Genomic DNA, 23,032 nt, shown 5'->3' on the forward strand with positions numbered 1-23,032 from the left:
CTGACCTGGCCGGACGGCCCCGGCACGACGACGGCCCGGCCCCCGTGGGGGCCGGGCCGTGCGTCACGGGCGGAGCTCAGACGGTGTCGCCGCGCTTGACGCGGGGCTTGGGCACCCGCATCCGGCGTGGCTGGGTGGCGCGCGAGAAGGCGTACCAGCCGGTCGGCAGGCCCTTGATCTCCTCGTCCGGGAACTTCGCGCGGGCCTTCTTCAGGACCTGCATGCCCAGCAGCGTCCCCTCGACGATCATCACGGCCAGCATCAGGAACGTGAACAGCGTGACGTACTGCTGGATGAACGGGTTCTGGATCAGCGCCGCCACCAGGACGAGCGCCGCCAGCGGCAGGAACAGGCCGATGACGTGCGGGCGCGAGTCGACGATGTCTCGGACGTGGGCGCGCACCTTGCCGCGGTCGCGGGGGAGGAGCACGCGGTCGTCGCCGGCGTCCATCCGGCGGCGGCGCTCGAGGGACTGCGCGCGGCGCTGGTCCTTCGAGGGACGGTTGGCCTTGGCCAGCTTCGCGGCCTCCCGCTGGGTACGCGGCGGGGGCGGAGCAGGACCGCGGCGCTTGCCCTCGGCGTCACGGCGCTTCGGCGTCGCCCGGCCCTTGCCGGCGGTGGTGTGCGGGCGCGTGGTGTCCGCGCCGTCGTCCTCCGTGCCCGTCGCGTCCGTGCCCGCCGAGGAGTCGACGGCTGTCTGACCAGCCGGGTCGGAGCTCTCGGAACGGCGCAGGAACCTCACAGCTCTCACAATACGGGCCGCGGCTAGCCTCGCCCGCATGCGGATCGTGGTGGCTCCCGACTCCTTCGGCGGAACGCTCAGCGCGCGGGAGGCCGCGGACGCGATCGCTGCGGGCTGGCGGCGCGCCGCGCCCGGCGACGACGTCCGGATCGTCCCCCTCGCCGACGGGGGCACCGGGTTCGCCGAGGTGCTCCACACCGCGCTCGGCGGGACCGTGCACAGCCGCGAGGTGACGGGCCCGCTGGGTGACCCCGTCACCGGCTCGTGGCTGCAGGTCGGCGACACCGCCTACCTGGAGTGCGCGTCGGCCTGCGGGCTGCACCACGTCGCCCGCGAGGACCGGCTGCCCGGGGTGGCGCGCACCGCGACGACCTACGGCGTCGGTGAGCTGGTGGCCGACGCACGGGACGCCGGGGTGACCCGGATCGTCGTCGGGCTGGGCGGGTCGGCCACCACCGACGGCGGCGCCGGGATGCTCGCCGCGCTCGGTGCCGCCCCGGTCGACGAGGACGGCCTCCCACTGCCGCTCGGCGGGGCGGCGCTGGCCACCTGCGACCGGCTCGCGGGCGCGCCCGGGCTCGGCGGCATCGAGCTCGTCGCCGCCTCGGACGTCGACAACCCGTTGCTCGGCCCGCACGGCGCCGCCGCCGTGTTCGGCCCGCAGAAGGGCGCCGACGACGCCGCGGTCGCCGAGCTGGACGCGGCGCTCGGCGTGTTCGCCGGGGTGCTGGCGACGCTCGCGGGCCGCGACGTCCGGGACGAGGCCGCGGCCGGCGCCGCCGGTGGGCTCGGCGCCGCGCTGCTCGCGCTGGGCGCCCGGGTGGAGTCCGGGGCGGGTCTGGTCCGCGAGCTGGTCGGCCTGGACGCCGAGCTGGACGCCGCGGCCGCAACCGGCGGCCTCGCCGTCACGGGGGAGGGGAGCTTCGACTGGCAGTCGCTGCGGGGGAAGCTGATCACCGCCGTCGCCCGGGGTGCGGCCGACCGCGGGATGCCGTGCGTGGTGCTGGCCGGTCAGGTGAGCGTCGGGCGCCGCGAGGCCGGCGCCGCCGGGGTGGACTCCGCGCACGGCGTCGCCGAGGAGTTCGGGCTGGACGCGTCGATGGCCGACCCCGCCGGGACCCTCGCCGAGCTGGCCGCCCGGGTCGCCCCCCGCTGGAGCCGGTGACGCCCGCCACGCCCTCGTTCGGCGAACGGGGGATCGCCGGAACGCTGGACCCGCCCGGGACGTCGTAGTATGGACACCGGTACGAACGCCGCCTGTCCCGGGATTACGGCGGACCCGCACGTTGTTGGGAGAGCCATGACCGTCGATAACGCCACCGACACCCAGACCCACGGCGTGGAGCTGTCCGACGCCGCGGCCGTCAAGGCCCGCACCCTGCTCGAGCAGGAGGGCCGCGACGACATGCACCTGCGCATCGCGGTGCAGCCGGGTGGCTGCGCCGGTCTGCGCTACCAGCTGTTCTTCGACGACCGCTCGCTCGACGGCGACCTGTTCCGCGACTTCCACGGCCTCAAGGTCGGTGTCGACCGGATGAGCGCGCCGTACCTGCAGGGCGCGACCATCGACTTCGTCGACACCATCGAGAAGCAGGGCTTCACGATCGACAACCCGAACGCCGGGGGCTCCTGCGCCTGCGGTGACTCGTTCAACTGATCCTGGGCTGAGCCGCAGGTCAGACGCTCGGACGGGCCTCGTCCTGATCATCATGATCGGGACGGGGCCCGTTTCCGTGTCGTAGGGTGCCCGTCGTGCCTATTGCCGTGACGGGATCCATCGCTTCTGACAACCTGATGCACTTCCCCGGGAAGTTCTCCGAGCAGATCCTCGCCGAGCAGCTCGACCGGATCTCGGTCAGCTTCCTCGTCGACGACCTGACGGTCCGCCGGGGCGGGGTGGCCGGGAACATCGCGTTCGCGCTCGGTGTGCTCGGCCAGAACCCGGTGCTCATCGGGGCGGTGGGTGCCGACTTCGCCGAGTACAGGAAGGTGCTGGACGACCTGGGCGTCGACACCTCCGGCGTGCACACCCACGACGACGTGCACACCGCCCGCTTCGTCTGCACCACCGACGACGACATGCGCCAGATCGCGTCCTTCTACACCGGCGCGATGGCCAAGTCCTCCGAGATCGAGCTGGCCCCGATCGCCGAGCGCGTCGGCGGCTTCGAGCTGGTGCTCATCGGCGCCAGCGACCCGGACGCCATGGTCCGCCACACCGACGAGTGCCGCGAGAAGGGCTACCCGTTCCTCGCGGACCCGTCCCAGCAGCTGGCCCGGATGGAGGGCCCCGAGGTGAAGCGCCTGATCGAGGGCGCGAAGTTCCTCGTGACGAACGACTACGAGTACGAGCTGCTGCTCAAGAAGACCGGCTGGTCCGAGGCCGAGATCGCCTCGAAGGTCGGCACCCGGATCACCACCTTCGGCGAGAAGGGTGCGGTGATCGTCGAGTCCGACGGCACCGAGACCCGGGTCGACGTCGTCCCGCCGACCCAGCAGGTCGACCCGACCGGCGTCGGCGACGCCTGGCGCGCCGGCTTCCTCACCGCGCTGAACGGCGGCCTGTCCGTGGAGCGCTCCGCGCAGCTGGGCGCGCTCATCGCGACCTACGTGCTGGAGTCCGACGGGCCGCAGGAGTGGACCCTGGACCGCACCGCCGCCCTGGCCCGCCTGCGCGACGCCTTCGGTGACGCCGCCGCGGACGAGATCGGCGCCGTCCTCCCGGCCTGACGCCGCCCCCGGAACGACGAACGGCCGGTACCCGATCACTCGGGTACCGGCCGTTCGGCCGTTCGGGGCGGGTCAGATCTTGACCGGGTAGCTCGGCGTCGGGACGTCCGGCACGATCCGCTTCTCGACGAAGATGCCGTGCCAGATCAGGAAGACCAGCACCGCCCAGATCCGCCGGGAGTGGTCGACCGGGCCCTCGCGGTGCGCGTCGAGCATGCGGTGCACGGCCTGCAGGTCGATCAGGTGCCCGGCACCGGAGTTCTGCAGGATGTCCCGCGCCCACGCGTACATCTCGTCGCGCAGCCAGTGCCGGATCGGCACCGGGAAGCCCAGCTTCGGCCGGTTCAGCACGTGCGGCGGGATGATCCCCTCGCAGGCCCGGCGCAGCGCGTACTTCGTGGTGCCGTTCGCGCCGTGGGTGATCTTCTGCGACTGCGGCAGCGACGACGCGATGTCGAAGACCTCGGGGTCGAGGAACGGCACCCGCAGCTCCAGCGAGTGCGCCATCGTCATCTTGTCCGCCTTGACCAGGATGTCGCCGCGCAGCCAGGTGAACAGGTCCACGTGCTGCATCCGGGCGACCGGGTCCCAGTCGTGGCTGGCGAAGTAGTGCGGCGCCGTCACGTCCTGGTGCGAGACGCGCGGGTCGTAGCCGCGCAGGACCTCGTGCAGCTGGTCGTCGCGGAAGATCCGGGCGTTGCCGTAGTAGCGCTGCTCCAGGCTGAGCGACCCGCGGCGCAGCAGGTCCTTGCCGCGCATCCCCTCGGGCATCTTGCGCGACGCCCGCCGCATGATCGGCCGCAGCGTGCCGGGCACCTTCTCGAACGGCGCCAGCGACAGCGGCTCGCGGTAGATCGAGTAGCCGCCGAACAGCTCGTCGGCGCCCTCGCCGGAGAGCACCACCTTGACGTGCTCGCGGGCCTCGCGGGCGATGAACCACAGCGGGACCAGCGCCGGGTCGGCGACCGGGTCGTCGAGGTACCAGATGATGAGCGGCAGGGCCTCCATCATCTCGTCCGGCTTGACCGTGCGGACCACGTGGCGCACGCCGATCGCGGCCGCGGACTCGGCGGCGACGTCGACCTCGGAGTAGCCCTCGCGCTCGAAGCCGGTGGTGAAGGTGATCAGGTTCGGGTTGTGCTCCTTGGCGAGCGCCGCGATCGCGGTCGAGTCGATCCCGCCGGAGAGGAACGCACCGACGGTGACGTCCGCGCGCATGTGCTTGGCGACCGAGTCGCGCAGCACGTCGGCGATCTCGCCGTGCACGATCGCCTCGGCCTCGGCGCTGGCCGGGGCGTGGCTGGGCAGCGAGACGAACTTCGGCGCGAAGTAGCGCTGGTGCAGCGGCTCCTCGCCGGGCCGCACGGTCACGTGGGTGCCCGACTCGACGCGCGAGATCATGCGGTTCAGCGACATCGGCTCCGGGACGTACTGCAGCGTCAGGTAGTGCTGCAGCGCCGCCGGCTCCAGGTCCAGCCCGATGCCGAGCTCGCCGGCGAGCGCGAGGAGCGACTTCTTCTCACTGGCGAACGCGGTGCCCGCCGCGGTGGTGGCGAGGAACATCGGCTTGATGCCGAACGGGTCGCGGGCGACGAACAGCTCGCGCTCCACCGCGTCCCAGATGGCGAACGCGAACATGCCGCGCAGCCGCTGGACGGCGTCGGGGCCCCAGTAGTGGAAGGCCGCGACGATGACCTCGCCGTCGCCCTCGGTGGCGAAGGCGGCGTCGTAGTTCTCGATGAGCTCCTCGCGGAGCTCGGGGTAGTTGTAGATCTCCCCGTTGAAGACGATCGTGTACCGGGTGTCCTCACCGGGCACCGGTCCCCAGTGCAGGGGCTGGTGCGAGTGATCGACGTCGATGATGGAGAGCCGGTTGAACCCGAGGACGAGATCGTGGTCGTTCCACGTAGCGCTCTCGTCGGGTCCCCGGTGCCGCGCACAGCGCAGCGCGTCGGCGATCGGCTCGACCCGGGTCGCGGCGTCCGCCCCGGCGGTCAGCAGTCCCAGCAGTCCGCACACACGAATCAGTATGACGAGTCATCCGGACGGGTCTCGCGCGCCCCGGTGGCGAACGGCCTTCCTCCTGCGAGACTGCCGGTTTCCGCCGTCGGCGGGTGGCGTGGGACACGAACCCGCGGGCACCCCGGAGGGGGCGTCGGCCGGGGTGTTCGTCTAGTCTCTACGCGAGGTCGAAGACGGTGCTCCGAACGGGTGAGCGATGATCGCCTTCGGCCGCCCCGTGGTGACAGTGCCGGAATCAGAGCAAGGAAGAACGTGCTGGCAGTGCGGCTGACGCAGGAGACGACAGGAAGGCGGCACGCAGTGGCCCGAACCGAAGGCCGCTCCCGGATAGCCCGGGCGGCGAAGCTCGGCGTGCTGGGCGTGCCGGCTCTGCTGGCACTGTCCGGTTGCTCGGTCGAGGAGGTCATCCGCTTCGGCTGGCCGGTCGGGGTGACCCCCGAGGCCGAGTCCATGCGGAACCTCTGGACCTGGTCCGCGATCGCCGCGCTCGTCGTCGGCGTCATCACCTGGGGCGTCATGTTCTGGGCGATGATCTTCCACCGGAAGCGCAAGGACGACGACGGCTCGCTGCCGCGCCAGACGCAGTACAACCTGCCGGTCGAGATCGTCTTCACCGCGATCCCCACGGTGATCGTCGCCGTGCTCTTCGGCTTCACCGTCAACGTGCAGAACTACATCGACAAGGAGGAGGCCACCGCGGGTGGACCGGCCGACCTCCGCGTCGACATCGTCGGCTTCCAGTGGAACTGGGAGTTCTCGTACCCGGACGAGACCGGTGCGAACGGCCAGGCCGTGAACACCCTCGGCACCAGCGACGTCATCCCGATCATGGTGCTGCCGACCGACCGGTCGATCGAGTTCACCCAGCGCTCGCCCGACGTGATCCACTCGTTCTACGTGCCGGAGTTCCTCTTCAAGCGTGACGTCTTCCCGTTCCCCGAGCGGAACGAGCAGGACAACACCTACGTGATCGACCGGATCGAGCGCGAGGGCGCCTTCGTCGGCCGGTGCGCCGAGCTCTGCGGCACGTACCACTCGCAGATGAACTTCGAGGTGCGCGCGATCGAGCCCGCGCTGTTCGACCGCTACATCCAGCTCCGCAAGGAGACGAACCCGCAGACCGGGCAGCCCTACACCACCGGGGAGGCGCTGCAGGCGCTGAACTGCGGGGAGTGGTGCGCGCCGGAGGCGATCAGCACGAAGCCGTTCTCGACCGACCGTGGCCAGCTGGCCGCGCAGGTCACGGGCTGAGGGAGGGCGACACCATGAAGATCGAGTCCCGGATCTTCGAGATCTGCACCGGGTTCTTCATCCTCTGCGCGATCGTCTACATGTTCGTGGCGGGCGAGGTCGTCGGCGTCACCGCGCTGTGGCTCACCGCGGGCCTGTCGCTGATCGTCGGCACCTACTTCCGGTTCGTCTCGCGGCGGCTGGAGGAGCGTCCGGAGGACAACCCGGAGGCCGAGGTCTCCGACGGCGCCGGCGAGGTCGGCTTCTTCTCCCCGGGCAGCTACTGGCCGCTCGGCCTGGCCGCCGCGGCCGCGTTCACCGGCCTCGGCCTGGCGTTCTTCTACGTCTGGATGATCGTGGTCGGCGGCACGCTCGTGCTGATCGCCGTGGGCGGCCTGGTCTTCGAGTACCACCGGGGCCCCGCCCACCACTGAGCAGCGCGCGACACGGCCACGGCCCCGCTCCCGGACATCCGGGAGCGGGGCCGTCCGTCGTTCCGGGACCGGTCAGTGGTGGGCGTGCCCGGCGGCGGCGTGGACGTAGTGCCGCTCGAGGTCCTCGGTCAGGGTGGGACCGGCCGGGTGCCAGTCCAGCAGTGCCCGCGTCCGGTCGCTCCGGGCGACGACGTCGAGCCCGGCGAAGGTGCCCAGCCCGCCGAAGTGCTCCGGGGGCACCTGCCGCACCGGCAGGTCGAGGCCGCGGCCGATCGTCCCGGCGATCTCCCGCATCGGCACGCCCGGCTCGGCGGCGGCGTGCAGCACCGACCCGGCCGGCGCGGACTCGCAGGCCAGCCGGAACAGCCGGGCGGCGTCGCCGACGTGCACGGCGGGCCAGTGCTGCGTCCCGTCGCCGACGTGACCGCTCACCCCGGTCCGCCGCGCCACGTCGACGAACGTGGCCATGAACCCGGGGTCGCCCGCGCCGTGCACGGTCGGGGCGAGCCGGACGCTCGCCGAGCGCACCCCCGACGACGCGAGCTGCAGGACGTCCTGCTCGGTGGCCATCCGGCCGGCCGTCGGGTCGCCGGGGTCCGCCGTGTCGTCCTCGGTGACGGCCGCTCCGGACGCGTGCCCGGCCAGCCCGGAGGCGATGACGAGCGGGCGCCCGGTGCCCTTCAGCGGGGCGGCGAGCGCGGCGACCGCCACCCGGTCCGCCGCGACGGCGGTGGGGAAGTCGCCGCCGAACGCCACGTCGTGCTTGAAGGCGAGGTGGACGACGCCGTCGGAGTCCGCGGCCGCGGCGGACAGCAGGCCGAGATCGTCCAGATCGCCCCGGACGACGTCGGCGCCGGCGTCCGTGAGTGCGGCCGCGCCGGTGTCGGAGCGGGCCAGGCCGACGACCCGGTGACCCGCTCCGAGGAGCTCGGGGACGAGGGCGGAGCCGACCCAGCCGGTCGCTCCGGTGACCAGGATGCGCATGAGGTGTCCCTAAGGTCGTAGGTGTTCGGGGTTGGTGCCCCGGATGCCCGGGACGACGGGGTGTGGCTGATGAGGTGTTGTCGCTTCGGTGGCTCGGAAGGAATGGCCGCCCCGTCGTGCTGGACAGGCCTGGCCACTGATTCGGATCTGTGCGGACCGTCGCTGATTAGGGACCTGATGGCGGGTTGTCCACGGGCGTGACCTGCAACGACAGGAGCCTGCGCGTGGCGCAACGGCCAGTGATCTGGATCGGGATCGACGTCGGGAAGAGGACGCACCATGCGTGCGCGATCGATACCGACGGCAAGGTGGTGTTCTCCCGCAAGGTCAGCAACGACCAGGCCGCGATCGAGGCGTTGCTGGCCCGCGCTGCGGAAGCGGCCCAGGACGTGCGGTGGGCCATCGACCTGACCTGCAGCTATGCGGCGCTGCTGCAGGTGGTCCTCACCGCGGCCGACCAGCAGGTGGTCTATGTCCCCGGTCGGGTCGTCGACCGGATGAGCGGCGTGTTCCGGGGCGAGGCCAAGACCGACGCCCGTGACGCGAAGGTCATCGCCGAGACCGCCCGCATGCGCGGCGCCGACCTCACCACGGTCACCGCCACTGATGAGACCACTGCCGAACTGGCCCGGCTCGTGGCCCATCGCGAGGACCTGATGGCCGACTGGGTGCGCGGGGTCAACCGGCTGCGTGACCTGCTCGGGTCGATCTTTCCCGGTCTCGAGGCGGCATTCGACTATTCCACCCGCAGCGCTCTGGTGCTGGTCACCGGGTTCCAGACACCCCAGGCCCTCCGTGTCCGGGGACGGGCTGTGGTGTCGGTCGGTGGACGACCTGACGTGTCGTTGGCCCGGACGGGATCATGACACAGCTGCCGGGACGGCGGACAGCGCTCGGTCCTTGAGCCGGTAGCTGGGCCCGTTGATGGCGACGACGTCGCAGTGGTGCAGGAGCCGGTCGAGGATCGCGGTGGCGATGACCTCGTCGGTGAACACCTGGCCCCATTCGGAGAAGGTCTTGTTGCTGGTGAGGATGATCGAGCCGCGTTCGTAGCGGCGGCTGATCAGCTGAAACACCATGTTCGCTGCGGCCCGGTCGCAGGGCAGGTAACCGACCTCGTCGAGGACGAGCACCGAGGGCCGTAGGTAGGTCTGGAGCTTGCGGGCGAACCGGCCGGCGGCTTCGGCGGCTCGCAGTTGGCGGACGCAGTCATCGAGGCTGGTGTAGTAGATCGAGTGCCCGGCCTGGCAGGCGGCGACGGCGAGCGCGACGGCGATGTGGGTCTTCCCGGTGCCGGGCGGCCCGAGCAGGGCAATGTTGCCGCGGGCCTCGACGAACGCCAGAGCGGCGAGATCGCGGATCTTGCGGACGTCGAGATCAGGCTGGAAGGCGAAGTCGAACTCGTCGAGGGTCTTGTGGTGGGGCAGCCCGGACAGCTTGAGCGCGGTGCGGAACCGGCGTCCTTCGCGCAGGCCGAGTTCCTCACCGAGGACGGTGTCGATGAACTCGCGGTAACCCATGGAGTCGGCCTCGGCGCGTCCGACGAGCAGTTCGAGGTTCTCGGCCAGGTGCGGCAGCCCGAGACGGGTGGCGTGCGCGGTGATCCTGCCGGTGATCAGCTCACTCATGCCGCACCCACCAACGACTCGTTCTCGGCGCCGGCCGCAGCGGCGGGGTCAGGTGGTGGCGCCAGCCCGGCGAGCCGGTCGTAATAGGCCAGCGGACGTCGGGCGACCATGACCTTGAGTGCTGCCTGCGACTCACCGAACACCATCGACGCCGACGCCGACGCCGACGCCGACGCCGACGCCGATGTCGACGCCGAAGGGAATGTCGGGTCGTCCTGGAGTTGTTGGGCGGCAACAGGTTCTTCGTCTGTGACGGTGAGGGTGGTGGCGCGGGTGTGGCCGTCAGGGAGCTCGGCCCAGTGTGCGGGGTCGACGATCATCTGTCCGCGGACGGCCGCGAGCCGATGCCTGGCCAGGAGCATCGGGGTCCGGTCGGGGCTGTCGACGGGCAGCCGCCAGATCTCCACGTGCTCGACCCCGACCCGGACCTCGACCCGCTGCCCGGCCTTCGTCACGCGCCTGTCGGCGGCTCTCGCGGCGACCGAGTAGGAAGATCCGGCGAAGGAGATCAACGCGTCCCGCCCGACGCGGCGCAGGTGGGTCTCGGTGACCGCATATCCGAACTGCGGCAACGGCCCCAAGGCGTCGTGATCACGGGCGGCGCGAACACCGATCACCTCGCCGTGGGTGCGGTGGACCTGCCCGCGCCGGATCGGCACCCAGGCGGCGAACGCCGCATCGAGCTCCGCCAGCGATGTGAACCTCCGCCCGGACAGGACGTGGTCTCGCCCGATCGCGACCTGACGTTCGACCCGGCCCTTCCCGGTGGGACGGTAGGCGGCGAGCACGTCGATGGCGAACCCGTAGTGCTCAGCGAACGACGCCGCCTGCGGATGGAGTGGGACCGCACGCCCGGGCGCGACATGGCGGCGGACCACGGTCTTGGTCCGGTCGTAGACGATCGTGGCCGGGACACCGCCGAAGTGCGCGAACGCCCGGCGATGGCAGTCGAAGAACGTGGCCAGATCCTGGCTGGTGACAAAGCAGATGAACGGGTCCCGCGAGTAGGACAACGTCATGTGGAACGAGTAGACCTTCCGTCCCTGCCCGGCCCCGGCCAGCAGCGTTCCTTCGTCGCCCCAGTCGACCTGGGCTTGGGCGCCCGCGACGACCTCGAACCGGCGGTGCAGCCCCGGCGGGCGCCCCTGGGCGTCGGACTCGAGCTCGATCCGTGCCCTCGCCCGGGCGCAGTAGACCTTGACCCGCTGGTAGTGCCCGGTGAAGCCGTAGTCGGCAACCAACCGCTCATGGATCACCGTGGCCAGCAGGCGCGGATCATCGGCGAGCCAGGCATCGATCACGTCAGTGAACGGGTCCACCAGCCTGGGCACCGTCCCCGCCCGCGAGCTCGCCCGCGGCGGTGCCATCGGGGCTCCCGGCGAGAGATACTTCTTCGCCGTCCTCCAGTCACAGCCCGCTTGAGCTGCGATTTCCTTCCACGACGCCCCAGCCGCGCGCAGCGGGGCGAACCTCCTGATATCCATCCATGCCTCCACAGGCAGGATCACGGGTGACCACCCTCCGGGTTTCGTCTGCTTGGCGGCTGACAAGCCCGGAGGGTGGTCCCTCCCTGAGCCGATCTTGGATCCGACGCGCCGGACCAACGACAGATCAGCTCGTACCTACAGCGACATCAGAGCCCGTACGCGGACACTCCGGGACGCCGGCGAGGCAGGGGTGATCGAGTACCTGCGTGCCCATCGGGCGTGGGCACCGGGTATTGCTGCGATGGCCGCCACCGCGGTCGAGGTCGCCCACGCCCAGACCGTGGCACTGCCCAGCGAGACGCGGACCGCGATCCTTGTTGCCGGCCTGGCCCGACGACTGCTGGAACTCGACCGGGAGATCAAGGACACCGACAAGCTGATCACCACCGTGTTCCGCTCCCACCCGGACGCGGCGATCATCGAGTCGCTGCCCGGTCTCGGACCCATCCTGGGCGCGGAGTTCCTCACCGCCACCCACGGCGGTGTCGGCCCTGAACTGGGCGGATTCACCTCTCCAGGGCGGCTGGCCTCCTACGCCGGACTCGTCCCGGTGCCCCAGGACTCCGGCCGGATCAGCGGGAACCTGCGTCGCCCACGACGCTACAACCGCCGCCTGCGGCGAGTGTTCTACATGGCCGCACTGTCCAGCCTCAAGGTCAATGGCCCGTCCCGGGCCTTCTACCAGCGCAAACGCAGCGAAAGAATGCTTCATACCCAGGCTCTGCTCGCCTTGGCCAGACGCCTGGTCGACGTCCTGTGGGCCCTGCTGCGTGACCGGAGGATGTTCACCATCACCGCACCACAACCCGCTATCGCGGCTTGACACGGTCATTCGGATTCCTCCGGTGACGCGATGACCAGTGATGTCATCTGGTGTCATCAACGTACACCGTGATGACATGTGGTGTCGTCACGTAGGCTCGGTCCATGGGTCGATGGGAGCCGGACGCCGCGGGACGGCTGCGCGCCTCGGCGCTGGACCTGTTCGAGGAGCACGGCTACGACGGCACGACGGTGGAGGACATCGCCTCCCGGGCCGGGGTCACCAAGCGGACCTTCTTCCGGCACTACGCCGACAAGCGCGAGGTGCTCTTCGGCGGTGACTCCGGGCAGGCGTTCGTGGGGCTCTTCGCCGAGGGACTGGCCGCGGCGGGCCCGGACCTGCCGCCGGAGCCGGCGCTGGCCGCGGCGATCGAGCACGTGGCGGGCTCGTTCGGCGGGCGGTGGGCGTTCGCGCGACGCCGGCAGCGGGTGCTCGCGGCGAACGCGTCGCTGCGCGAGCGGGAGCTGGTGAAGATGGCGACCGTCGCGCAGGTGCTCGCCGGCGGACTGCGCGACCGCGGTGTGGCGGAGCCCGCGGCGACCGTGGCGGCGGAGGCGGCGGTCGCCGTGTTCCGCACCGCGTTCGAGCGCTGGGTCGAGGCGCCCGCGGAGCAGGACCTGGTGGACGAGGTCCGGACGGTGTCCGCGGCGCTGCGCGGCGTGCTCGCCGGGGGATGACCGGCGGTCCGGCCGGGCCGGACCGCCGGTGTGCGGTCAGCCGCGGGCGGCCTTGCCGAGCGCGTCCCGGGCGATGATGACCTGCTGGATCTGGCTGGTGCCCTCGTAGATCCGGAACAGCCGGGCGTCGCGGAAGAAGCGCTCCACGGCCACGCCCCGCATGTACCCCGCCCCGCCGTGCACCTGGACGGCCCGGTCGGCGACCCGGCCGACCATCTCCGAGCAGAAGTACTTCGCGGCGGCGGGGCCGGACACCATGTCGGTGCCGTCGTCGAAGCTGCGGGCGGCGTCGAGGACGAGGCCGCGGCCGGCGCGGGCGTCGGTCACCGAGTCCGCGACGAGGCCCTGGACCAGCTGGAACCGGGCGATCGGCTTCCCGCCCTGCTCCCGTGTCCGCGCGTACTCGACGGTCTCGTGCACCAGCCGGTCGGCCATCCCGACGCAGACGGCGCCGATGTGCAGCCGCCCGTGCGCGAGGCACTTCGCCGCGGTGAGGAAGCCGTTGTCGATGCCCTCCTCGCCGCCGACGACGTTCTCGAACGGGACCCGGACGTCGTCGAGGTGCACGTCGGCGGTCCACGCCCCGAACTGGCCCATCTTCAGGTCCTTCGGGCCGACCGACAGGCCGGGCGTGTCCCGCGGGACGAGGAAGGTGGAGATGCCGCGGTTGCCCGGGGCGTCCGGGTCGGTCCGGGCGAACACCATGATCACGTCGGCGACCGGGGAGTTCGTGATGTAGCGCTTCGACCCGTTGATCACCCAGCTGTCGCCGTCCCGGACCGCGCGGGTGGCGAGCGACGACGGGTCGGACCCCGCGTCGGCCTCGGTGAGGCCGAACGACGCCGTGACCCGGCCGGAGGCGAGCTGCGGCAGCCAGTGGGCCTTCTGCTCGTCGGTGCCGCCCTCCAGCAGGACGTGCCCGGCGATGCCGTTGTTGGTGCCGAACAGCGACCGCAGTGCCGGGGTGGTCCACCCCAGCTCGAACGCCAGCCGGACCTCCTCCGACGCGGTCAGGCCCAGGCCGCCGTACTGCTCGGGGATGGTGAACCCGTACAGGCCCATCTCCTTGCACTGGGCGACGATCCGCTCCGGGACGGCGTCCTCGGCGTCGATCGTCTCCTCCAGCGGCACCACCTCGGTGCGGATGAAGTCACGGACGGAATCCAGGACGTCGGTCAGGTCGGAGGGATCCACGCGTCAGGCTCCTCGCGTCGTCGCGGTTGCTACCGCCCGGTAGCTCACCACGACAGCCGGGGGACGCGCGAGTGCGGCGCGGGGGTGAGCAGGACCACCGGTCCGGTCACGGCGGGCGGCACACGCGACCCGCTCACCGGAGGGACCACCCGCCTATCCTCGGATCACGACCCGACCGGAGGGACCGAGCGCCATGCCGGAGCAGACGCGGACCACCGGGGACCCGGAGGCCCGCCGGGAGCCGCATCCCGACGAGCCGGGCGGCAACCCCCTCGATCCGCACCTGGTGCGCGTGCTCGAGGGCTGGGGCAACGGCGCACTGCGCGAGTACCTGCTGCGCGACGGCGGTCGCCACCTGCCGCAGTCGGTGAGCTGGCCGTCGGGCTGGCCCGGCCGCACCCGGCTGGGCGCGCAGATGGCCTACCTGCTGACGGGCCTGCCGCTCGCGATCATCAGCGGCGTCGTCGTGCTCGTCGGGCTGGGTCTCGGGGCCGGGACCTTCGTGGTCTGGATCGGGCTGCCGATCACCGTCGGGACGCTGGTCGCGGCGCGCGGCCTGGCCGAGCTGGAGCGCCGCGCCACCGAGGCGGCGACCGGGCGGCCGCTGCCGCCGCACCACTACCGCCCCAACCGCGGACGACGGCTGATGAGCCGGTTGTTCCGCGCGCTGGCCGATCCGCAGAGCTGGCGCGACGTCGCGCACGCCGTGGCCGCGCTGCCGCTGCGGGCGATCACCGCCGCCGTCGCGCTGGTCTGGTCGGTGACCGGCCTCGGCGGGCTGTTCTACGTGTTCTGGCAGTGGTCGCTGCCGCGCGGGGAGGACGTCTGGACGCTGTTCGAGTCGGTCACCGGGATCCACTCGACGGCCGGCGACATCGCGCTGAACACCGGGCTCGGCGTCCTGCTGCTGGTGACGCTCCCGACGGTGGTGCGGTGGCTGACCGACGTCCGCGCGCTGCTGGCCCGGGGTCTGCTCACGAACCAGACCGCCGCTCTGCGTGCCCGGGCCCAGGCACTCGCCGCCGGGCGCCGCGCCGCCGTCGCCGCGGAGGCGCAGACGCTGCGCCGGCTGGAGCGCGACATCCACGACGGCCCGCAGCAGCGCCTGGTCCGCCTCGGGATGGACCTGGAGGCGGCCGTGCGCCGCCTCGACGACGCCCCCGAGCGCGCCCGCCCCCTGCTGCACGAGGCGCTCGAGCAGAGCCGCGAGGCGCTGTCCGAGCTGCGGGCGCTGTCCCGGGGCATCGCCCCGCCGATCCTCGCCGACCGCGGCCTCGGGCCCGCGCTGGCCGCGGCGGCAGGCCGCAGCCCCGTCCCCGTCGATCTCGACGTGGACCTCGATCCCGGCGCCCGGATGCCGGCGCTGGTCGAGAACACCGCGTACTTCGTCGTGTCGGAGGCGCTGACCAACGTGGCGAAGCACGCCGGGGCCTCGTCCGCGACGGTCGTCGTCACCGTCGACGAGACCCTGCTGCGCATCGTGGTCCGCGACGACGGCCGCGGTGGCGCCCACCTCGGCAAGGGGCACGGCCTGGCCGGGCTCGCGGACCGGCTGGAGATCGTCGAGGGCCGGCTGGACGTGCGCAGCCCCGCGGGCGGTCCGACGGTCCTCACGGCGGAGGTACCGGTCGCCGGGCTGGGGGAGGCGTGACCCAGGATGGGTCCATGACGATGCGCGTGGTCCTCGCCGAGGACTCGATGCTGCTGCGCGAGGGCCTGGTCCGGCTGCTGGAGGAGGCGGGTGCGACGGTCCTGGCAGCGGTCGGCGACGGCACCACGCTCGTCGAGGCGGTGGCCGAGCACGGGCCGGAGGTGGCGGTCGTCGACGTGCGGATGCCGCCGTCGTTCACCGACGAGGGCCTGCGCGCCGCGCTGGAGATCCGCAGGCAGCACCCGGCCGTCGGGATCCTGGTGCTGTCCCAGTACGTCGAGGAGTCCTACGCGACCGATCTCCTGGAGGCGGGTGGGGGAGTCGGCTACCTGCTCAAGGACCGGGTCTCGAAGCTCGCCGACCTCGCCGACGCGCTGAGCCGGGTGGCCGCGGGCGGCACCGTCCTCGACCCGGAGGTCGTGTCCGCGCTGCTGACCAAGCGGCGCCGCCGGGACCCGCTCGAGGAGCTGTCGCCCCGCGAGCGGGAGGTGCTCGAGCTCATGGCCCAGGGCCGCACGAACACCGCGATCGGCCGGATCATGGTGATCACCCAGGGGGCCGTCGAGAAGCACATCTCGTCGATCTTCACCAAGCTCGGGCTGCCGCCGTCGTCGGACGACCACCGCCGCGTGATGGCCGTGCTCGCCTGGGTGGAGAGCTGAGCCGCGCCTACACCGAGCGCAGGTCCAGGTCGAGCACCGCAGGGCCGGTCCCGGTGACGGTGACGGGGATGCCCCAGTCCTGCTGGTAGCGGTGGCAGGCGGCGAACGTGTCGGGCCCGCCGTCGGCGGCGTCGCAGGCCGCAGCGGCGACGGCGACCTGCAGCACCCCGGACCCGACGGCCGGGTCGAGCTCCAGCTCGCGGGTCAGCCCCGTCGCGGTGCCGGCCCCCGCCCGCAGCAGCGACGGCGGGTCCGCGGCGACGGTGAGCGACGTCGGGTCGCCGAACCGGTCGTCGAGGTGCTGGCCCGCGGGCGGGGTGAACCCGATCCGCAGCGCGACGCCGGCGCCCAGCTCGGTGGGCGTGCGCCGGACGGTGTGCCGGCCGCCCTCGACCAGCGACCCGGCCGGGATCGGCAGCCGCACCAGGCGGTGCGCCGCGGACTCCACGACGACCAGCGTCTCGCCGTCCACCAGCAGGTCCGAGGGCTCGGCGAGCCCCTCGGCCAGCGTCGACACGCTGCCCGCGGCCGGATCGAACCGGCGGACGGCGCCGTTGTAGGTGTCGGCGACGGCGACGGAGCCGTCGGGCAGCACGGCGACGCCCAGCGGGTGCTGCAGCAGCGCCTCGGCCGCCGGCCCGTCGCGGTGCCCGAACTCGAACAGGCCCTGCCCGACGGCGGTGCTCACCGCGGGCCCGGCCCCCGGGTCGACGTCCACCCGGCGCAGTGCCGAGATCTCGGAGTCGGCGACCCAGAGGGTGCCGTCCGGGCCGGTGGCGAGCCCCGACGGCTGCGCGAGGAACGCCTCGGCGAACGAGCCGTCGCGCAGGCCCTCGTTGGTCGTCCCGGCCAGCACCCGGGCCTGCCCGGACACGGGGTCGACCGTCCAGAGCTGGTGCGACCCGGCCATCGCGACGACGACGTGGCCGTCCCACGGCGCCAGGTCCCACGGCGACGACAGCTCGGCCGCGGTCCCGCCCGGGTCGACGCGCTCGCGCAGCTGCGATCCCGTCCCCGCCACGGTGGAGACGGTGCCGTCGTCGAGCGACACCCGGCGCACCGCGTGGTTCACCGTGTCCGCGACGAACACCGTGGACGGGTCGAGCACGAGCAGCCCCTGCGGCTCGGAGAACCGGGCGCTCCCGGCCGGGCCGTCGGTGTACCCGCGCCCGCCGTCACCGATCCGCCTGCGCTCGGTGACGAGATCGGGTTCGAGCTCGACGAGCTGGTGGTGCGCGGTGTCGGACACCAGGAACGTTCCGCCGGGCAGCGTCGCGACCTTGCCCGGGAACCGCAGCGCGGTCTCCGGTGCGGGCGGCGGGACGTACGGCCCGTCGCCGCGGCGCAGCCGGTCGCCGTGGGTGTCGACGAGTTCCCGCACCAGGGCGGCGAGCCCCGGCCCGTGACCCTCTCCCGCCATCCGGGCGACGACCGTGCCGTCCGGGTCGATCACCGCGAGCGTCGGCCAGGCGCGTGCGGCGTAGGCGTCCCAGGTGGTCAGCTCGGGATCGTCGAGCACCGGGTGCTCCACGCCGTAGCGCTCCACCGCGGCCTCGACCGCGTCCGGATCGGCCTCGTGCACGAACTTCGGCGAGTGCACCCCGACGATCGTCAGGACGTCGCCGAACTCCTCCTCCAGCGGCCGGAGCTCGTCGAGCGCGTGCAAACAGTTCACGCAGCAGAACGTCCAGAAGTCGAGGACGACGATCCGGCCGCGCAGGTCGGCCAGGGTGATCTCCCGGCCGCCGGTGTTGAGCCAGCGCCGCCCGCGCAGCTCGGGGGCCCGTACCTTCATCCGCTCGGCGCCCGGGCTCGTCCCGGCCGCACCGCTCTCGCCAGCGCTCACGATCATGTGCAACGCCGGACCGGCGCGCGGGTGTTCCGTGACCGCGCGAGACTGACCGGCATGCCCGAGCTGCCCGAGGTCGAGAACGCGCGTGCGGTGCTGGCGCAGGCGACCGGCCGCACGATCACCGACGTCGACGACGGCGACGACTGGGTGTGCCGCCCGCACCGGCCCGGCGACATCGCGTCGGCCCTGAAGGGCGGGCGGTTGACCGCGGCCCACCGGATCGGCAAGACGATGTGGTGCGACACCGAGACCGCCGACGGCGACGCCGGGCCCGCGCTGGGCGTGCACCTCGGGATGGGCGGGCGGATCGTCGTCACGAACTCCGGCGGCGAGCGGATCGGCGGCGGCCCGGCGCGCCCCGACCGGCAGTCGCGCAAACGCGAGTGGGACCGCTTCACCGTCACCTTCGACGACGGCGGGCAGTTCCGGCTGTTCGACAAGCGCCGGCTGGGCCGGGTCCGGCTCGATCCCGACCTGTCCGGTCTCGGGCCCGACGCCGAGGGGCTGCGGCCCGCGGTGTTCCGGGAGCGGCTGCTGCGCGGGAGGTCGGCGGTGAAGGCCCGGCTGCTGGACCAGTCGGTGCTCGCGGGTGTCGGGAACCTGCTGGCCGACGAGACGCTCTGGCAGGCCCGGATCGCCCCGGCGACCCCGGTGCGGGACCTGACGCGCACCGATCTCGACCGGCTGCACCGCAACCTGGACCGCGCGCTGGAGCGGGCGATCGCGAACGGCGGTGTGCACACCGGTGAGGTGATCGAGCACCGGCACCCGGGCGGGCACTGTCCCCGCTGCGGGGCGGAGATGGTGCACGGGACCGTCGGCGGCCGGTCGACGTGGTGGTGCCCGCAGGAACAGGGCTGAGCCGCGGCGCCGCCCGCGGGTCGTGCACAATCGCCGGGTGCCGGACGAATCGGACACCGCCCTGCTCTACGTCGACCGTGGTCTCGTGCGCGCCGACCAGAGCCCGCCCGACCTGCAGGCCCAGCGCCGGGCGCACTCCCGGTCACGGGCCGCCCGGTGGGCGCGGCGGGCGTTCCCGGTCGTCCTGGTCCTGGTGACGATCGTCCTGCTGGTGCCGGGCACGTCCGGTCTGCTCTGGACACCGGTCCTGCTGGTGGCCGCCGGGATCGCCGTGGTGCTCCTGACGCGTGCCGCCCGGGGTGCGCACGCCGTCGCCGGCCTGCCGGTACCGATCGAGATCACCGGGAAGGTCGCGACGGCGATGCGCGCGATGCTGGCGATGAGCCGCGGGATCGCGGCGCAGCGGGCGATGCGGCGCTCCCGTCCGGCCGCCGAGGGCGCGGTGCTCCTGCGCCGCTGGTCCGCCGCGGCCGACGAGCTGCGCGCGGCCTGGCTCCGCGGGGACGTCGCGGCCTGGCACGAGCACGCCCGCACCCTGGCCGCGGCGGGGGAGCGGGCCGAGCAGGTGCGGGCCGACATCGAGGGCGGCACCTGACCCGGACCCGCTCAGGTGACCCCGGTGGGACGGCGGCCCGCCTGCACGACGCTCAGCACCGTCACCCCGGCGAACGCCAGCCCGGCGCCCAGCGCCCACCCGGCGAGCACGTCGGAGAGCCAGTGCACGCCCAGGTAGATCCGGGTGAACCCGACCGCGCCCGCCCACAGCGCGGCGAACACGGCCAGGAGTGTGCGCACCCGCCGGGTCAGCGACGGCCACAGCACCAGCACGAGCGCGGTCCACGCGGCGGCGACCATCGTCGCGTGCCCGGACGGCAGCGACTCGTTCGCCACCGACAGCACCTGCAGCTGCTCCGGCGGCCGGGACCGGTCCAGGACCCGCTTGAGCCCGGACATCACCGCGCTCGCGACCAGCGGCACGGCGGCCAGGCAGACGCCCTCGGCGCGGCGCCCGCGCCAGTACAGGACGCCGCCGGCGACGAGCGCGACCAGCGCGCTACCCACCGTGTTGCCGATCTCCGTCACGAGCAGCGCGAACGCCACCGGGGTGGGTTCCCGTTCGGCGGCGAGCCCGGTCGCCGTCGTCACGTCCCGCTGGAGCCCGCCGCTCACGCCGATCAGCAGCAGCGACACTGCCGTGACCAGCAGCAGGGCGGCGACGATCCCGGTCGTGCGCGGTTCGGGCCGGTGTCCGGGCGCCCCGCCGGTCCGCCCGGCGGGGGCCCGCCCCGCCGGGCCGCTGCTCACCGTCCGCGCCAGGAGCGGTAGCGGTCGATCAGCGCGGCCGTCGAGGCGTCGAGGCCGGCCTCCTTCGCGTCCGGCGGGTCCGCCGCGTAGAGCGCCGGGCCGAACTGCTTGGCCATCACCTTGCCGAGCTCGACGCCCCACTGGTCGAACGAGTCGATCCCCCAGATCACGCCCTCGACGAACGTGACGTGCTCGTAGAACACGATGAGCTGGCCCAGCACCGACGGCGTCAGCTTCTCGGCGAGGATCGTCGACGACGGCCGGTTGCCCGGCATCACCTTGTGCGGCACGACGTCGGCGGGGGTGCCCTCGGCGGCGAACTCCTCGGCGGACTTGCCGAACGCCAGCGCCGCGGACTGCGCGAACAGGTTCGCCATGAAGAGGTCGTGCATGTCCGCCTCCCCCTCGCCCGCGAGGTCGTGGTGCGGGCGGGCGAACCCGATGAAGTCGGCAGGCACGAGCCGGGTGCCCTGGTGCAGCAGCTGGTAGAAGGCGTGCTGGCCGTTGGTGCCCGGCTCGCCCCAGAAGATCTCCCCGGTCGTCGTCGTGACGGGGGTGCCGTCGCCGCGGACGGACTTGCCGTTCGACTCCATCGTCAGCTGCTGCAGGTAGGCGGGCAGCCGGTGCAGGTACTGGGAGTAGGGCAGCACCGCGCGGGTCTCGGAGCCGAAGAAGTTCGAGTACCAGATGCCGAGCATCCCGGCGATCACCGGGAGGTTCCGCTCCAGCGGCGTCTCCCGGAAGTGGACGTCCATGGCGTGCATCCCGGCGAGGAACTCCGCGAAGTTCTCCCTGCCGATGGCGCACATCAGCGACAGCCCGATCGCCGAGTCGACCGAGTAGCGGCCGCCCACCCAGTCCCAGAAGCCGAACATGTTCTCGGTGGAGATGCCGAACTCGGCGACCTTCTCCGCGTTCGTCGACACCGCGGCGAAGTGCTTCGCGACCGCGTCGGTGGAGTCGGTGCCGAGCCCGGCGAGCAGCCACGACCGCGCGTTGCGGGCGTTCGTCAGCGTCTCCTGGGTGGTGAAGGTCTTGGAGGAGACGAGGAACAGGGTCGTCGCCGGGTCCAGGTCGGACACCGTCTCGGACAGGTCGGTGGGGTCGATGTTGGACACGAACCGGCACTCGAGGTCGCGCTGCGCGTAGTCCCGCAGGGCCTCGTAGGCCATCACCGGGCCGAGGTCCGAACCGCCGATCCCGATGTTGACGACCGTGCGGATCCGCTCGCCGGTGAAGCCGGTCCACCGCCCGGACCGGACGGCGTCGGTGAAGTCGCCCATCCGGTCGAGGACCGCGTGGACGTCGGCGACGACGTCCTGCCCGTCGACGACGAGCGACGCGTCCCGGGGCAGCCGCAGCGCGGTGTGCAGCACCGCGCGGTCCTCCGAGGTGTTGACGTGCTCGCCCGTGAACATCGCCTCGGTGCGCTGCGGCAGCCCGGCCGCGCGGGCGAGCGCGGTGAGCAGGCCGACCGTGTCCCGGGTGATGCGGTGCTTCGAGTGGTCGAGGACCAGGTCGGCGCCGGACGCCGTGAGCGCGGTGGCCCGGTCCGGGTCCTCGTCGAACAGCGCCCGCAGGTGGCGGGGCTCCACCTCCGCCGCGTGCTCGGTCAGCGCGGTCCACTCGGGGGTCGCTGTGATGTCTCTGCCGATGACGTCGTTCGTGTCGGACACCCGGCCATCATTCCGCAGCGTCAAGCCCCGGGCGCGCGGGCCGGGGCCACGGTGGACGGTCCCCGGCGTACTGCGCCGCACGGGGGTACCGCCCGTCGCGGACGGCCCCGGGCGGGACGAGCGGTACGTCCGGAACGACGGACCGCCCATCGCTGCGAACCGTCCGTGACACCCGGTCGAGTTACCGGATAGTACTGCTGCACCCGGGTGACGGCGCCCACGATCCCTGCACGCAGCGTGTCGTCTACCTGCGCGAACGCACCACGGAAGGGACCGCTCGACCGGTCGTGCCGCCGAATCGTCCGGTCACGGCGCGCTCCGGAGGTGCGACACACGGTGAGGTGTGAGCCGAGCGACTTTCGTCGCGGCATGCGGTCGATTCGTCGCGCAGAGTCGCTTAACCGGGTGGAGCAGAGCGATTCCACTCATAAGCTCTTGTGCATTACGTGGTGACCAGTTCACCCGATGTGATCATGCTCGTACTGGAGGAACCGTGTACCGCTCCCTGACCGGAACCCCGCGGGACGTCGTCCTGCTCGTCGGCCGTGTGCTGCTCGCCTACATCCTGATCATGCACGCCTGGAAGAAGATCGACGCGGGGCTCTTCGACACCGCCACGGTGTTCTCCAAGTTCGGCATCCCGCTGGCGATCGCCGCGGCGTCCTTCACGATCGTCGTCGAGATCGTGGTGTCGGTGTCGCTGCTGCTCGGCCTGCGGATGGTCGTCCCCGCCGGACTGATGATCTTCGTGATGGCGGGTGCCATCTGGTTCGTGCACGGCCAGAACGGCCTGTTCATGGAGAACAGCGGCTGGGCGCTGGTCGGCACGATCATCTGCGCGCTGACCGCCTTCATGGTCGCCGGTGCCGGCCGGTTCAGCCTGGACACGGTGCTGTCCCGCCAGGCCGAGCGCCGGATGGAGCAGACCCAGACCATCCCGCGCCAGACCATCTCGGTGTGAGACCTCCCGGCCCGTCCGTGCGCCCCCGACGCCGGACGGGCCGGTGAGCCCGGCCCCGCCCCACCTCTGCCCCACCTCTGCCCCGCCCGGCCCCGCCCGGCCCCGCAGGACCG

20 protein-coding genes and 2 pseudogenes are annotated in these 23,032 nt (G+C 72.5%); 13 read left to right on the plus strand and 9 right to left on the minus strand.

Going from position 1 to position 23,032, the window contains the following annotated elements:
• Positions 1-76: 76 nt before the first annotated feature.
• A complete protein-coding gene (locus AD017_RS22750) occupies positions 77-742 on the minus strand; it encodes a DUF3043 domain-containing protein (RefSeq protein WP_010236880.1) in 666 nt (221 codons plus the stop codon).
• Between the two features lie 37 nt (positions 743-779).
• Between AD017_RS22750 and AD017_RS22755 the strand changes: the two genes are divergently transcribed.
• From AD017_RS22755 to AD017_RS22765, 3 genes are all read left to right on the plus strand, one after another.
• Positions 780-1,907 (plus strand): glycerate kinase, encoded by a 1,128-nt coding sequence (locus AD017_RS22755; RefSeq protein ID WP_060575499.1) that lies wholly within the window; start codon positions 780-782, stop codon positions 1,905-1,907.
• Between the two features lie 135 nt (positions 1,908-2,042).
• Positions 2,043-2,399 carry an iron-sulfur cluster assembly accessory protein gene (locus AD017_RS22760; RefSeq protein WP_010225492.1) on the plus strand — a complete coding sequence of 119 codons (357 nt, stop codon included), beginning with the start codon at positions 2,043-2,045 and terminating at the stop codon, positions 2,397-2,399.
• 137 nt (positions 2,400-2,536) lie between these two features.
• Entirely contained in the window at positions 2,537-3,472 is a 936-nt protein-coding gene (locus AD017_RS22765; protein ID WP_010225491.1) for a carbohydrate kinase family protein, read from the plus strand.
• A 72-nt stretch (positions 3,473-3,544) separates the two neighbouring features.
• Here AD017_RS22765 and asnB read toward each other — a convergent pair whose 3' ends face one another.
• Complete coding sequence (asnB, locus tag AD017_RS22770; protein WP_010225489.1) at positions 3,545-5,491, minus strand: asparagine synthase (glutamine-hydrolyzing); 1,947 nt, start codon at positions 5,489-5,491, stop codon at positions 3,545-3,547.
• Positions 5,492-5,794: 303 nt separating this feature from the next.
• On the opposite strand from asnB, the gene AD017_RS22775 reads away from it, so the two are divergent.
• Together AD017_RS22775 and AD017_RS22780 are read left to right on the plus strand one after the other, a co-directional pair.
• Complete coding sequence (locus tag AD017_RS22775; RefSeq protein ID WP_082398877.1) at positions 5,795-6,745, plus strand: cytochrome c oxidase subunit II; 951 nt, start codon at positions 5,795-5,797, stop codon at positions 6,743-6,745.
• 14 nt (positions 6,746-6,759) lie between these two features.
• Entirely contained in the window at positions 6,760-7,158 is a 399-nt protein-coding gene (locus AD017_RS22780; protein WP_010225485.1) for a cytochrome c oxidase subunit 4, read from the plus strand.
• A 72-nt stretch (positions 7,159-7,230) separates the two neighbouring features.
• On the opposite strand, the gene AD017_RS22785 is transcribed toward AD017_RS22780, so the two are convergent.
• The gene (locus AD017_RS22785; RefSeq protein ID WP_060575500.1) at positions 7,231-8,142 is read right to left on the minus strand and encodes an SDR family oxidoreductase; all 912 of its coding nucleotides are present in this window, start codon (positions 8,140-8,142) and stop codon (positions 7,231-7,233) included.
• Positions 8,143-8,366: 224 nt separating this feature from the next.
• Between AD017_RS22785 and AD017_RS22790 the strand changes: the two are divergent.
• Positions 8,367-8,960, plus strand: a pseudogene (locus AD017_RS22790) (IS110 family transposase); the annotation flags it as partial.
• Between the two features lie 42 nt (positions 8,961-9,002).
• Here the strand turns inward: AD017_RS22790 and istB are convergent.
• Positions 9,003-9,770: an IS21-like element helper ATPase IstB gene (gene istB / locus AD017_RS22795; RefSeq protein WP_060575501.1), complete on the minus strand. Its 768-nt coding sequence runs from the start codon at positions 9,768-9,770 to the stop codon at positions 9,003-9,005.
• The gene (istA, locus tag AD017_RS22800; protein ID WP_060576553.1) at positions 9,767-11,254 is read right to left on the minus strand and encodes an IS21 family transposase; all 1,488 of its coding nucleotides are present in this window, start codon (positions 11,252-11,254) and stop codon (positions 9,767-9,769) included. The genes istB and istA overlap by 4 nt, the downstream gene beginning before the upstream one ends.
• A gap of 169 nt (positions 11,255-11,423) precedes the next feature.
• On the opposite strand from istA, the pseudogene AD017_RS22805 reads away from it, so the two are divergent.
• A pseudogene (locus AD017_RS22805) lies at positions 11,424-12,080 on the plus strand (transposase); the annotation flags it as partial.
• 104 nt (positions 12,081-12,184) lie between these two features.
• Positions 12,185-12,757, plus strand: a complete 573-nt coding sequence (locus AD017_RS22810) for a TetR/AcrR family transcriptional regulator (protein ID WP_060575502.1) — start codon at positions 12,185-12,187, stop codon at positions 12,755-12,757.
• Positions 12,758-12,793: 36 nt separating this feature from the next.
• Here AD017_RS22810 and AD017_RS22815 read toward each other — a convergent pair whose 3' ends face one another.
• A complete protein-coding gene (locus AD017_RS22815) occupies positions 12,794-13,951 on the minus strand; it encodes an acyl-CoA dehydrogenase family protein (protein WP_010225479.1) in 1,158 nt (385 codons plus the stop codon).
• Between the two features lie 193 nt (positions 13,952-14,144).
• Between AD017_RS22815 and AD017_RS22820 the strand changes: the two genes are divergently transcribed.
• Both AD017_RS22820 and AD017_RS22825 read left to right on the plus strand, forming a co-directional pair.
• Positions 14,145-15,602, plus strand: coding sequence for a sensor histidine kinase (locus AD017_RS22820; RefSeq protein WP_010225476.1), 1,458 nt, complete (start codon positions 14,145-14,147; stop codon positions 15,600-15,602).
• Positions 15,603-15,622: 20 nt separating this feature from the next.
• Positions 15,623-16,264, plus strand: a complete 642-nt coding sequence (locus AD017_RS22825) for a response regulator transcription factor (RefSeq protein WP_029239243.1) — start codon at positions 15,623-15,625, stop codon at positions 16,262-16,264.
• 7 nt (positions 16,265-16,271) lie between these two features.
• Here the strand turns inward: AD017_RS22825 and AD017_RS22830 are convergent, their stop codons facing one another.
• Positions 16,272-18,116 (minus strand): NHL domain-containing thioredoxin family protein, encoded by a 1,845-nt coding sequence (locus AD017_RS22830; protein WP_227012559.1) that lies wholly within the window; start codon positions 18,114-18,116, stop codon positions 16,272-16,274.
• A gap of 54 nt (positions 18,117-18,170) precedes the next feature.
• Here AD017_RS22830 and AD017_RS22835 point away from each other — a divergent pair, with 54 nt between their 5' ends.
• Both AD017_RS22835 and AD017_RS22840 read left to right on the plus strand, forming a co-directional pair.
• Positions 18,171-18,977 (plus strand): Fpg/Nei family DNA glycosylase, encoded by an 807-nt coding sequence (locus tag AD017_RS22835; protein WP_060576555.1) that lies wholly within the window; start codon positions 18,171-18,173, stop codon positions 18,975-18,977.
• Between the two features lie 37 nt (positions 18,978-19,014).
• Complete coding sequence (locus AD017_RS22840; RefSeq protein WP_060633697.1) at positions 19,015-19,572, plus strand: hypothetical protein; 558 nt, start codon at positions 19,015-19,017, stop codon at positions 19,570-19,572.
• A gap of 11 nt (positions 19,573-19,583) precedes the next feature.
• Here the strand turns inward: AD017_RS22840 and AD017_RS22845 are convergent, their stop codons facing one another.
• Complete coding sequence (locus AD017_RS22845) at positions 19,584-20,282, minus strand: phosphatase PAP2 family protein (protein WP_060575504.1); 699 nt, start codon at positions 20,280-20,282, stop codon at positions 19,584-19,586.
• On the minus strand, positions 20,279-21,958 hold the full coding sequence (gene pgi, locus AD017_RS22850; RefSeq protein ID WP_227013347.1) for a glucose-6-phosphate isomerase: 1,680 nt from the start codon (positions 21,956-21,958) through the stop codon (positions 20,279-20,281). Before pgi ends, AD017_RS22845 begins: the two co-directional genes overlap by 4 nt.
• A gap of 493 nt (positions 21,959-22,451) precedes the next feature.
• Between pgi and AD017_RS22855 the strand changes: the two genes are divergently transcribed.
• The gene (locus tag AD017_RS22855) at positions 22,452-22,919 is read left to right on the plus strand and encodes a DoxX family protein (protein WP_060575505.1); all 468 of its coding nucleotides are present in this window, start codon (positions 22,452-22,454) and stop codon (positions 22,917-22,919) included.
• Positions 22,920-23,032 lie beyond the last annotated feature (113 nt).

Origin of the sequence: Pseudonocardia sp. EC080619-01 (genome assembly GCF_001420995.1) — a bacterium.
Lineage (GTDB): Bacteria > Actinomycetota > Actinomycetes > Mycobacteriales > Pseudonocardiaceae > Pseudonocardia.